The organism is Lysobacter sp. Root667, from assembly GCF_001427715.1.
Taxonomy (GTDB): domain Bacteria; phylum Pseudomonadota; class Gammaproteobacteria; order Xanthomonadales; family Xanthomonadaceae; genus Lysobacter.
The window spans coordinates 264159-276041 of record NZ_LMHF01000014.1; the positions used below are offsets into that span (position 1 = coordinate 264159).

Below are 11883 nucleotides of genomic sequence, written 5' to 3' on the forward strand. Positions count from 1 at the left end.
CACGGCTCGCTCATTCGGGGAATTCGCCATGTGGGATTTGTTCAAGGCCGAACTGCTGCGCTTCCGCGCCTGGGCCATCGCCTACGCCAGCCTGCAGCTCATCGTGCTGGGTTTCATGGGCCGTGTTCTCGACATGGCGCAGCAGTCGTACGTGGTCTATCAGGCTATCGGCACCGCCTATGCGGTCAGCGGCCTGTTGCTGGGCCTGTACCAGATGGGCGGCTACCGGCGTCCGAACGCCTGGTTGAACCTGCTGCACCGGCCCTTGCCGCATTGGCGCGTCGCGTCGGCGCTGTTCGGCGCCGGGGCGGTCCTGCTGACGGTCGCGGTGCTGCTGCCGCTGTTGCTGGCCGCGGCCTGGCAGGAGTTCATGACCGCGCGCGTACTCGACCTGCGTCATCTGTGGCTGGCCTGTTCGGGCCTGCTGGTCGCGCTGTGCGCCTACCTGGCGGGCAGCTACGCGATGCTGGCGGACAAGCGCTACGGCTGGTCGGCGCTGGTGCTGTTGCTGGGCCTGTTGGTCGCGCGCGCCACCGGGCTGGGCGCGATCGCCTTGCAGTCGTACCTGCTGATCTTGCTGGCGGCGATGCTGCTGGTCGCGTTCAAGCCCGACCTGAGTGCGCCGCCACGCACCGCCGCCGGCACCCTGCTCATCGCGATACCGCTGCAGTTCGCGATGTGGTTCGCGCTGGTGGTGGTGGGCTTCGGGGTCGAGTTCGTCTGGATCGCGCAGGGCTCGCACCCCAACAACATCGCCGTCGCGCCGCCTGGCGGCGAGAAGGAGGCCGAGTTCTCCGAGGGCAAGGACCTGATACGCAAGGGCCTGGAACGCAGCCGCGATCCGCAGGCCGTGCTGTGGCGCGAGCAGGCGCAGATATCCGAGATCTTCGGCGCCGGTCCCGGCCTGCGCGGCTTGCCGCAGCGCAACCAGCTGGGCAACGCCGTGCCGATGGAATTCGACGACGCGGAGCGTCGGGTGCGCTGGGTGTTCAGTCACGACAGCATGCGCTTGCAGGGCTACAGTCTGGTCGACAGGCGCGCGGTCGGCAGTCTCGGCGTCGACGGCCAGGCCGCCTTCCCGGAGCCGGTGCAGCCCGGCCCCGAAGGTCTGCTGGTCGGCCGCAGCGCGGTCTATCAATACGACAGCGACGAGCAGCGCGTGCTGCTGCGCGCACGTCTGCCGCAAGGCGAAGTCCTGACCGGGATCGACAAGATGGGCGACAACGCCGCCCTGCTCAGCAATCGTGCGCTGTACTTCTACGACCTGGCCGAACTGGACAGCGCCGACGGCGTGCTCACGCCGCGCCAGCGCGTGCCGCTGCCGGGCCGCTCCGGCGACCTGGTGCGCGTCGATCTGATGGAACTGCTGGACGGCTATTTGATCTCGTTCCTGTTCACGCATTCCTCGTACAACGCCGAGGGCGCCTTGCCGTATCAGGTCTTGATGCGCGTGGACGCCGCCGGCCGGGTGGCTACGGTGGCGCGCCGCGATCTGGCCATGGACTATCCGGTCGCCTGGCGTTATCAGAACTGGTACACCTCGCCGTTGCTGTACCAAGTGCAGAAGGCGGCGCGGGGCTGGTACTCGGGCTACCTGCCGTCGCTCGACATGGCGACGCCACCGGTGCCGCGCGAGGCCAAGTTCATCGCCGGCGCACTGCTGCTGTTGTCCGTGCTCGGCGCGCTGTGGCGTTTGCCGCGCACCACGCTGTCGCTGCCCGCCAGGATCGCCTGGGTTGCGGCCTGTGCGGTGGTCGGCCTGCCGGCGCTGATGAGTCTGTGGTTGATGTGCCGGCCGCGCGAAATCCTTGACGAAGGACCGCTGGCGCTGGCGGCGCCTGCCTGAGCTGCTCCGAATCAATCCGCACATCCATGGCCGACCCGCCGCGCTGCGGGTCCAGCAGGAGAGGCTCCATGAACAAGTTCCCGATCGCCGCCAAGGCGCGGATGCTGTCGGCTGCGCGTTGCGTTATAGGTGCGCGCAAAGGGTGGCGGGCCGCGATGGTCGCGACGCTGCTGTGCGCGTTCGCGACCGCGCAGGCCGACGATGCTTCCGACTTGCGCGCCGCGGTCGCCGTCGAGCGTACGCGCGCACCGGCGCCGCAGTTCGGACGCGCCCGGTTCCTGGCCCGGGCCGCGCTGCTCGGCGCCTGGCTGTCGCCGGACGGCCGCAACGTCGCCTATCTGCTTCAGGGCGAACGCAACCGCGGCGTCTGGTTGCTGCCGACCGCGGGCGGCGCGCCGAAGCGGCTGCTCGCGCATACCGAGGCGAATGCGTTGAACTGGTCGCACGACGGCCGCTGGCTGTTCCTGCCTTCGTCCGGGCAGCTGTACGCCCTTGCCGCGGCGGGGCAGGCCGGCTCGGGCGCGATCGCCAAGCTCGGCGGCCGCTGGGAGCGCAGCTTCGAGGCCGTAGACCCGGTGCGGCCGGCCGCAGCGATCATATTGGAGAGCCCGCCGTCGGTGTCGCGCCTGCCCAGGCGCTGGCGGCTCTATCGCATCGACCTGCACGGCCGCCAGACCCTGCTGCACGAATCGGCCAAGGAGATCGTCGACAGCGCTTACGCGCCTGACGGACAACTGAGCCATCTGACCCTGGTCGAAGGCGAGGGCTACACGATCTATCGCAAGGACGGTGCGCGCATGCGCGTGGCGATGCGCTGCGAGCGACTGCAGCGGTGCTCGATCCTCGCCGACGACGGTGACGGCCTGTGGTTGAGCAGCGATGCCGGTCACGGATACCTGCGCCTGGCGCGGCTGGGCGAGGACGGCGGTCTGCGCACCGCCCATGCCGACCCGCGGGCCGAAGCGGACCTGGACCAGGTGGTACTGGACCCCGCGACCCGACAGCCGCTGATCGCCAGCTACCGCAGCACGGTGGCCGCCAACTACGGCCTTACGCCGCAGGCGCAGCGCCATGTCGCCGCGATCGAACGCCGCTACCCCGGCCGCAGCTTGCGCATCGAAGTCGGCGGCGGTGCGGGAGCGCGCTGGCTGGTGCACGAGCGTGCCGGCTCGCAGAAGGGCGAGCGCCTGCATCTGTACGACCCGGCCGGCGGCGATTTCCGCGAGATCCTCGCCGATGCCGGTTTCCGTCACGGCCGCGTCCCGGTGGAGCGGATTCCTGAATCGGCCCTGGCGCGCAAGATCGCTTTCGCCTACCGCGCCTCCGACGGCATGCGCCTGCACGGTTTCGTGTCCGTGCCGCCGGGCGTGGATGCCGCACGCGCGCCGTTGGTGGCCAACGTGCATGGCGGTCCCTTCAATCTGACCCGGCCGGAATTCAGCGCCCAGACGCAGTTGCTGGCCAATCGCGGTTACGTGGTGTTCGAACCCAATTTCCGCGGCTCCACCGGCCACGGCCGCGATTACATGACCGCCGGACGGGGCGATTTCGGCAACGGCCGCGTGCAACAGGACATCGTCGACGGCGTGCGTCACCTGCTGGCGCAGGGCGTCGGCGATGGCGAGCGCGTGGGCATCGTCGGTGCCTCCTTCGGCGGTTACTCCGCCTTGCAGGGCGTGACCTTCCAGCCGGAGTTGTTCAAGGTCGCGGTAGCCGCGGTGCCGCCGGCCGACTTCGGTTGGGTGCTGCGCTCGTACGCGCGCAGCCAGGATCAACTCGCGCGTGGCATTCCACTGTCGGTGACGATGCGCCTGCTCGCGCTGGATCCGGCCGACGCCGCGATCGCCGAGAGGCTGCGCGCGCAATCGCCGGTGACCAATGCGCAGCGCCTGCGCCGTCCTGTGCTGCTTCTGGCCGGTGGCGACGACGAGCGCGTGCCGATCCGCAGTGTGCTCCATTACGCTGCTACGCTGCGCGCCCTGGACAAGGACGTGAGTCTGTTCGTGGACGCCGAAGGCGGCCATCAACTGGTCGATCCGCGCACCCGCGAGGCCTATCTCTACCTGCTCGAACGTCTGTTGCATCGTCGCCTCGGCGGCGCCGCGCCGCACGCCCCGGATGCCGAACTGCGCGCGCATCTGCGCAAGAACCTGCGCTTGGCCGGTCGCGACCTGGCCGAACTGCGCGCACCGTCCAGCGCGTCAACCGCCGCCACCCGCGTGCGTTGACGCCCGGTCACCGATTTTCGAACCGACGCGCGATCGTCTTGGTTCGTCCCCCAGACCCCGGCGCAAGCCGGGGTTTTTTTCTTGCGCGCGGATGCCGGCCTGTAAACGATTACTTGCAATCGAGGGCACATTCGGAAGCTGGACCAGGCCGCAAATCGCGGCTTCCTTAACAACTCAGTCCCTACAATCGCGCCCAGACGTAGTGAAAGGAGCGCGCATGCGCCGAAGAGAAGTGATCCTGGCCGGACTGTCGTGGCCCTTGCTGGGCCTGTGCGGCGCGGATGCGCATGCGGAGAAGGCCGCTGCTGCGCCCGCGTCCACCGCGTTCGGCGAGGACACCGTGCCGGCGCTCGCCCGCGCCCTGGCCGCGCAGCCGTTCAAGCCGCAGTCCAAGCAATTGCCCGCCTCGCTGGAGAAGATCGGCTACGACCAGTACCGCGGCATTCGCTACAACCCGGATCAGGCCTTGTGGCGCGGCCTGGGCCTGCCGTTCCAGGCGCAATTCTTCCATCGCGGCTTCTTCTTCCGCGACCGCGTCGATGTCTACGACGTCAGCGGCGGCCGCGCCCAGCCGGTGACCTATCGACCTTCGCAGTTCAGCTTCGCCGGCACCACTGCGCCGACCGAGAACGACCTCGGCTACGCCGGCTTCCGCCTGCATGCGCCGCTCAACCGGCCCGAGTATTTCGACGAGGTCTGCGCCTTCCTCGGCGCGAGCTACTTCCGTGCCGTCGCCAAGGGCCAGGCCTACGGTTTGTCCGCGCGCGGCCTGGCGATCAAGACCGCCGACCCGGCCGGCGAGGAGTTCCCGGTATTCCGCGCGTTCTGGCTGGAGCGTCCGGCGCGCGATGCGCGGCGCGCGATCGTGCACGCGCTGATGGACAGCCCCAGCGCCGCGGCCGCGTTCCGTTTCGCGATCGCCCCGGGCGCGGAAACCGTATTCGACGTGAGCATGCGCCTGTACCCGCGCGTGGAGCTGGACCGCGCCGGCATCGCGCCGCTGACCAGCATGTACCAGTTCGACGCCAGCGATCGCAACGGCATCGACGACTACCGCCCCGCGGTCCACGACTCCGAGGGCCTGGCCCTGTTCAACGGCCGCGGCGAGCAGATCTGGCGCCCGCTGCACAACCCGTCGGTGCTGCAGGAGAGCGCGTTCGAGGACCTCAAGCCGCGCGGCTTCGGCCTGATGCAGCGCAAGCGCGAGTTCGCCGACTACGCCGACAGCGAAGCCCACTACGAGAAGCGGCCGAGCCTGTGGGTCGAGCCGGTCGGAGACTGGGGCGCGGGCGGCGTGCGCCTGATCGAGATTCCGACCGCCGACGAATTCCACGACAACATCGTCGCCTATTGGCGGCCGGCGCAGCCGCTCGCGGCCGGGCGCGAACACCGCTACGACTATCGCCTGCATTGGTGCGACCGCCACGAATGGCTGCCGAACCTGGCGGCCGTGTCGGGCACGCGCATCGGCGCCGCCGGCAAGGGCGCGCGCCGGGTGGTGATCGATCTCGCCGGCGGCGCGCTGGCCGCGTTGCCGGCCGGCAGCGAGCCGCGCGCCGCGGTGACCGCGTCCAAGGGCACAGTCGCCAACGTGGTCGCGCATGCGATGCCGGCGCCCGGCACGTGGCGGGTCGCGTTCGAGCTCGACCCCGGCCAGGAGCGCAGCATCGAGCTGCGCATGCGCCTGGAAGACGCGCGCGGGCCGTTGTCCGAAACCTGGCTCTATCGTTGGACCGCATGAGCACGGCGGCCATGAGCGCGACCGCCAGCGCCGAACCCGTGCCGGCACTTCCGGCGGAAACGCCGCTGGAGATGCCGATCCAGACCTTGGGCGAGGGCGCCTTGACCAATGCCTCGCTGCCGACCACGCCGCACGGCATGGCCTGGCGCCGCGCCTACATTCTGGGCGGCTCCGCGTTATTGACGTTCGTGGCGGCCTACCAGATCTGGTGGGTGCTGCGCGGCAACGGCCTCAACGTACTCGAGGCGCTGCTGCTGGTGCTGTTTGTGGCCCTGTTCGCCTGGATCGCGCTGGCCTTCTTCAGTGCGCTGGCCGGTTTCGTGCAGATCGTTTCGCGCCGGCGCGCGCGCCTGGGCCTGGACGCCGTCGGCCCCTTGCCCGAGCCCGGCGTGCGCACCGCCCTGCTGATGCCGACCTACAACGAGGACCCGCAACGGCTGATGGCCGGCCTGCAGGCGATCTACGAGTCGGTGGCGGCCACCGGCCATCTGGACCGCTTCGATTTCTTCGTCCTCAGCGACACCACGCGCGAACCGATCGCACAGGCCGAACGCGAGGCGTTCGCCGCCCTGCGCGAACGCACCGGCGGCCATGCGCGCCTGTACTACCGCCGGCGCGACGACAATGCCGAACGCAAGGCCGGCAACATCGCCGAATGGGTGCGCCGCTTCGGCGGCGCCTATCCGCAGATGCTGATCCTGGACGCCGACAGCCTGATGACCGGCGAGGTGATCGTGCGCCTGGCCGTGGCGATGCAGCGCCATCCCGACGTAGCCCTGATCCAGACCCTGCCGATGATCGTCAACGGCAACACCCTGTTCGCGCGCATGCAGCAGTTCGCCGGGCGCGTGTACGGGCCGGTGATCGCGCACGGCGTGGCCTGGTGGCACGGCGCCGAGAGCAACTACTGGGGCCACAACGCGATCATCCGCACCGCCGCGTTCGCCGCGCATGCGGGCCTGCCCGAACTGCGCGGCTATCGCCCGTTCGGCGGCACCGTGCTCAGCCACGATTTCGTCGAGGCCGCGCTGCTGCGTCGCGGGGGCTGGGCCTTGCACATGGTGCCGGGCCTGGCCGGCAGCTACGAAGAAGGCCCACCCTCGCTGACCGACATGCTGGTGCGCGACCGGCGCTGGTGCCAGGGCAACCTGCAGCACACGGCGGTGTTGCCGGCCAAGGGCCTGCACTGGGTCAGCCGCTGGCATCTGCTGATCGGCATCGGCCATTACTTCACCGCGCCGATGTGGGCGATGCTGATGCTGATCGGCCTGGCGATACCGCTGGAGCGCGCCGGCTTCGTCTGGGGGCAGATCTCGCTGCCGGGCTTCTCGCCGACCCAGTACTGGCGCGAGCAGGACCCGGAGCGCTTCACCTGGGTGTTCGTGGCGACCATGGCGGTGCTGCTAGCGCCCAAGCTCATGGGCTACGTCGCCTCCATGACCGACAGCGCGACCCGGCGCGGCTGCGGCGGCGCATTGCGCGCGCTGCTGAGCATGCTGCTGGAAACCCTGCTGGCGGCGCTGATGGCGCCGGTGACCATGTACGTGCAGTCGCGCGGCATCGCCGAAGTGCTGGCGGGCAAGGACTCGGGCTGGGAATCGCAGCGCCGCGACGACGGCACCTTGCCGCTGTCGGGGTTGGTGCGCAGTTACGGCGGCTCGACCCTGCTGGGGCTGTTGGCGCTGTTCATGGCCTATGCGGTGTCGCCGTCGCTGGCGGCGTGGATGTCGCCGGTGATCATCGGTCTGCTGCTGGCGATGCCGATCGTGGCCTTGACTTCGGCGCGCGCGCCGGGGCGCTGGCTGCGCCGGATCGGCATCTTCCGCACGCCCGAAGAGATCGCGCCGCCGGAAGTGTTGCGGCGCGCGGCGGAGCTGCGGCGCGGCCTGCAGACACCGCAGTGAAGCGGCGTCCGCGCCGGGCGAGCGCGCTCAGCCGCAGTGGCCGCCGCCGCCCTTGAGGGTGATGCGTTCGTAGCCTGCGGCCTTGAGCGTGCGCAGGGCGAAGGCGATGTAGCGGTAGTCGAGGTCGGCCTTGCAGCCCTGCAGGATCACTTCGGTGGTCGCAGGAGGGCCCAGCGCGCGGATCGCCAGCGGCAGTTCGACCGGACCCTGCGGGCTGTACACACGGCCGTCGTCGAGCAGGTACAGCGTCCGGCTGGCCGTCGCCCCGACCGCGGCCGGCGCGGTGGTCTTGGGCAGTTCGACGTCGACCGTGTGCCCGGCATCGCAGGCGCCCAGCACCGAGGCGGCCAACAACAGCGAGCCCCAGACCAGGGCAGGGCGTAGACGGGACAGGGGCATGGGCGGTTCCGATGGCGCAGACGGTCGGCATGATCGGCCAGCGCCGCGGCGCGCGCAATCGTACGGCTCAGCAGCTTTCATCGCCCGCGGCGGCCCGTCCTGGCTGCCGGCATGGCCGCCGCCTTCGGGTTCTCAGGCCGCCAGTAGTTTCAGCGCGATGCCCAAGCCTGCCACGTCCTGCGGCTCGCCTTCGAGGTCGGCGCGCACCAGCGGACGCGAGTCCAGCCAGCGCTTGGACACGGTCAGGGTCAGGGTGTTGCCGTCGGCGTGCGCGTCCAGCTGCGGGATCGGGTCGGCCTCGTGGGCGCGGTGCAGCAGCACTGCCAGGCGCAGCAGCGCGGCGCTGCGACGTACGGTCGCGAGCAGGCGGTCGGGCAGTGCGTCGAACGCGCTCTTGGGAATGCTGCGGCGGTGGGTGCGCAGCAGCGCGGACAGGAACTGCTGCTGCTGGCGCGAGAAGCCGGAAATGTCCGAATGCTCGACCACGTAGGCGCCGTGCACGTGGTACTGGCTGTGCGCGATCGCCAGGCCGAGCTCGTGCAGGCGCGCGGCGCGGCTCAGCATCAGGCGGTCGTCGGGGTCCAGCGCCCAGGCGCCGGCGACCTGGTCGAACAGGCGCAGCATGGTCGCCTCCACGCGCGCGGCCTGGCCTTCGTCGATGCCGTAGCGCTGCATCAGCGCGGCCACCGACGCGTCGCGCGGATCGTCCGCGCCGCCGCGGCCGAGCATGTCGTAGAGCACGCCTTCGCGCATCGCGGCCTTGCTCACCGCCATCCGGTTCAGGCCGAGCGCGTTGAACGCGGCCTCCAGCACCAGGATGCCGCCGGCGATCACCGGGCGACGATCGGCGGACAGGCCGGGCAGGTCGATCAGGTCGATGCGCTCGGCCTGGAGCAGGCGCTCGCGCACGATCGGCAGCGCTTCGGCGGTGACCGCGCCCTTGGTCAGCTTCATCGCCGCGCAGATCTCGCCGATCGCCTTGTTGGTGCCCGACGAGCCCAGCGCTTCCTGCCAGCCCAGCGCGCGGTAGGTGCCCGCGAATTGCTGGAACTCGGCGGTGACTTCGGTCAGGGCGTCGCGCCATTTCTTCTTCGACAGCTTGCCGTTTTCGAAGAAGCGGCGGGTGGTGGCGATGCAACCCAGCTGCAGGCTTTCGCGTTCGATCGCTTCGAAGCCGCTGCCGATGATGCATTCGGTCGAGCCGCCGCCGATGTCGATCACCAGGCGCAGGTCGCCGGGCTTGGACGGCTGCGCATGGGCGACGCCGAGGTAGATCAGGCGCGCCTCTTCGCGGCCGGCGACCACTTCGATGGCGTGGCCGAGCGCGGTTTCGGCCGGCATCAGGAAACTTTGCGGCGCCGCCAGGCGGCGCACGGTATTGGTGGCGATCGCGCGCACCCGCTGCGGCGGCACGTCGCGGATGCGCTGGCCGAAGCGCGACAGGCATTCCAGCGCGCGCTGGCGCACTTCCGGGGCGAGTCCGCCCTTGCGGTCCAGGCCCTCGGCCATGCGCACGGTCTCGCGCAGACGGTCGACGGTGCGCAGTTGGCCCAGCACGTAACGCGCGACCACCATGTGGAAACTGTTCGACCCCAGGTCGACGGCGGCGAGCAGGTCGCCGTCTTCGAGCGGCAGGGCGGTGGTCGGGTAGGCGTCGTTCATCCGCAGATTTTCGCCAATAAAGCACCCTGAGCGGAATGGGGGGCGGCATCGCCCTGCGGTACCACGCGTTCGTAGGCGCCGTCCGCGCTCAATGCCCAGGCGCTGGTGTTGTCGGCGAGGTAGTTGCTCAGGGCCTCGTCGTAGACGCGTTCGGCCAGGCCGGGGTCGAGGATCGGGAAGCCGGTCTCGACCCGGCGCAGCAGGTTGCGTTCCAGCCAGTCGGCGCTGGAGCAGAACAGGTCGGGCTCGCCGTCGTTGTCGAACCAGTAGACGCGATGGTGTTCGAGGAAGCGGCCGACGATCGAGCGCACGCGGATGTTCTCGGACACGCCGGGCACGCCGGGACGCAGGGTGCAGGCGCCGCGCACGATCAGGTCGATCTGCACGCCGGCCTGCGAGGCCAGGTACAGCGCGCGGATGACCTGCGGCTCGTTGAGGGCGTTCATCTTGGCGACGATGCGCGCGGGCTTGCCTGCGCGCGCGTGCCTGGTCTCGCGATCGATGCGCTTGAGCACGCCGGCGTGCAGGGTGAACGGCGATTGCAGCAGGCGCTTGAGCTTCAGCGACGGCGCCAGGCCGGACAACTGCTGGAAGATCAGGTGCACGTCGTTGCCGATGTCCGCGTCGGCGGTGATCAGGCCGAAGTCGGTGTAGGCGCGCGCGGTGCCGCTGTGGTAGTTGCCGGTGCCCAGATGCACGTAGCGCTTCAGCTTGCGGCCTTCGCGGCGCACGATCAGCAGCATCTTGGCGTGGGTCTTGTAGCCGACCACGCCGTACACCACTTGCACGCCGGCTTCCTGCAGGCGGTCGGCGAGGCCGAGGTTGGCCTCTTCGTCGAAGCGCGCGCGCAGTTCGACCACCACGGTCACGTCCTTGCCGTTGCGCGCGGCCTGGACCAGTTGTTCGACGATCGGCGAGTCCTTGCCGGCGCGGTACAGGGTCTGCTTGATCGCCAGCACGTTCGGGTCTTCGGCCGCCTGGCGGATCAGTTCCAGTACCGGCGTGAACGCTTCGAAGGGGTGGTGCAGCAGCACGTCGCCGGCGGCGACCTTGTCGAACATGTTCTCGATGCCCGGCAGCTGGCGTTGCTGGTAGGGCGGGAACTTGAGGTCGGGGCGCTGGACCAGGTCGTAGACCTGGATCACGCGATTGAGGTTGACCGGGCCGTTGATGCGGTAGACCGCGTTCTCGGGCAGATCGAAGTTCTCGAGCAGGCTGCGCACGATCGGCTTCGGGCACTGCTCGGCGATCTCCAGCCGCACCGCGCGCAGGTAGCCGCGCCCGATCAGTTCGTCGCGCAGGGCCAGGGCGATGTTGTCGACTTCTTCTTCGTCGACCAGCAGCTCGGAGTTGCGGGTCACGCGGAACTGGTAGGCGCCCTTGACCTTCATGCCCGGGAACAGCTCGTCGACGAAGGTCGACAGCACCGAGGACAGGAATACGAAGTCGTGGCTGCCGCCGGAGACGTTCTCGGGCATCTGGATGATGCGCGGCAGCGAGCGCGGCGCGCGCACGATGGCGAGGTTGCCGGCACGGCCGAACGCGTCCTTGCCTTCCACCACCACCACGATGTTGAGCGACTTGTTGAGGATCTTCGGGAACGGATGCGCCGGGTCCAGGCCGAGCGGCGACAGCACCGGCATGATCTCGTCGCGGAAATAGGCGCGCAGCCACTGGGTCTGGGCCTCGTTCCAGGAGTCGCGGCCGAGCACGCGCACGCCGGCGTCGCGCAGGGCCGGGCGCACGACCTCGTTCCAGCATTCGTACTGCGCCTTGACCAGTTCCGCGGCGCGGTCGTGGATGCGCGAGAGGACGGTCGCCGGCGCGAGGCCGTCGGCGCCCGGGGTCAGGCCCAGGTCTTGGGCATGGCGCAGGGTGCCGGCGCGGATCTCGAAGAATTCGTCGAGGTTGGTGCAGGAGATGCACAGATACTTGAGGCGCTCCAGCAGCGGCACCTGCGGATCCTGCGCCTGGGCCAGCACGCGGAAGTTGAAGTCCAGCTGCGACAGTTCGCGGTTGAAATACAGGCCGGGGTCGCGCAGCGGGTCGTTGCTGGCGTCGGACAGCGCGTTGGTGAGGGCGGCGTTCATGGCGGACTCGAGG

At 69.7% G+C, this 11883-nt stretch carries 7 protein-coding genes; 4 read left to right on the plus strand and 3 right to left on the minus strand.

Annotated elements, in window-relative coordinates; genetic code table 11:
• Positions 1-28 precede the first annotated feature (28 nt).
• From ASD78_RS16675 to mdoH, 4 genes are all read left to right on the plus strand, one after another.
• Positions 29-1846 (plus strand): hypothetical protein, encoded by a 1818-nt coding sequence (locus ASD78_RS16675; protein WP_056103470.1) that lies wholly within the window; start codon positions 29-31, stop codon positions 1844-1846.
• A gap of 68 nt (positions 1847-1914) precedes the next feature.
• Positions 1915-4074, plus strand: coding sequence for a prolyl oligopeptidase family serine peptidase (locus ASD78_RS16680; RefSeq protein WP_056103473.1), 2160 nt, complete (start codon positions 1915-1917; stop codon positions 4072-4074).
• A gap of 217 nt (positions 4075-4291) precedes the next feature.
• Positions 4292-5815 carry a glucan biosynthesis protein gene (locus ASD78_RS16685; protein ID WP_082575675.1) on the plus strand — a complete coding sequence of 508 codons (1524 nt, stop codon included), beginning with the start codon at positions 4292-4294 and terminating at the stop codon, positions 5813-5815.
• 11 nt (positions 5816-5826) lie between these two features.
• Positions 5827-7719 carry a glucans biosynthesis glucosyltransferase MdoH gene (gene mdoH, locus ASD78_RS16690; protein ID WP_235566523.1) on the plus strand — a complete coding sequence of 631 codons (1893 nt, stop codon included), beginning with the start codon at positions 5827-5829 and terminating at the stop codon, positions 7717-7719.
• Between the two features lie 27 nt (positions 7720-7746).
• Here the strand turns inward: mdoH and ASD78_RS16695 are convergent, their stop codons facing one another.
• The 3 genes from ASD78_RS16695 to ppk1 all read right to left on the minus strand — a co-directional run bounded on the left by ASD78_RS16695 (position 7747) and on the right by ppk1 (position 11870).
• Positions 7747-8118 carry a biopolymer transporter ExbD gene (locus ASD78_RS16695; protein ID WP_056103479.1) on the minus strand — a complete coding sequence of 124 codons (372 nt, stop codon included), beginning with the start codon at positions 8116-8118 and terminating at the stop codon, positions 7747-7749.
• A gap of 132 nt (positions 8119-8250) precedes the next feature.
• Positions 8251-9780, minus strand: coding sequence for an exopolyphosphatase (gene ppx / locus ASD78_RS16700; RefSeq protein ID WP_056103482.1), 1530 nt, complete (start codon positions 9778-9780; stop codon positions 8251-8253).
• A complete protein-coding gene (gene ppk1 / locus ASD78_RS16705) occupies positions 9777-11870 on the minus strand; it encodes a polyphosphate kinase 1 (RefSeq protein ID WP_056103484.1) in 2094 nt (697 codons plus the stop codon). The genes ppx and ppk1 overlap by 4 nt, the downstream gene beginning before the upstream one ends.
• Positions 11871-11883 lie beyond the last annotated feature (13 nt).

Bases quoted from the DNA above. Each gene is read 5' to 3' on its own strand.
- ASD78_RS16680 (WP_056103473.1), top strand. From the start codon at position 1,915: ATGAACAAGTTCCCGATCGCCGCCAAGGCGCGGATGCTGTCGGCTGCG.
- ppx (WP_056103482.1), bottom strand. From the start codon at position 9,780: ATGAACGACGCCTACCCGACCACCGCCCTGCCGCTCGAAGACGGCGAC.
- mdoH (WP_235566523.1), top strand. From the start codon at position 5,827: ATGAGCGCGACCGCCAGCGCCGAACCCGTGCCGGCACTTCCGGCGGAA.
- ASD78_RS16695 (WP_056103479.1), bottom strand. From the start codon at position 8,118: ATGCCCCTGTCCCGTCTACGCCCTGCCCTGGTCTGGGGCTCGCTGTTG.
- ASD78_RS16685 (WP_082575675.1), top strand. From the start codon at position 4,292: ATGCGCCGAAGAGAAGTGATCCTGGCCGGACTGTCGTGGCCCTTGCTG.
- ASD78_RS16675 (WP_056103470.1), top strand. From the start codon at position 29: ATGTGGGATTTGTTCAAGGCCGAACTGCTGCGCTTCCGCGCCTGGGCC.
- ppk1 (WP_056103484.1), bottom strand. From the start codon at position 11,870: ATGAACGCCGCCCTCACCAACGCGCTGTCCGACGCCAGCAACGACCCG.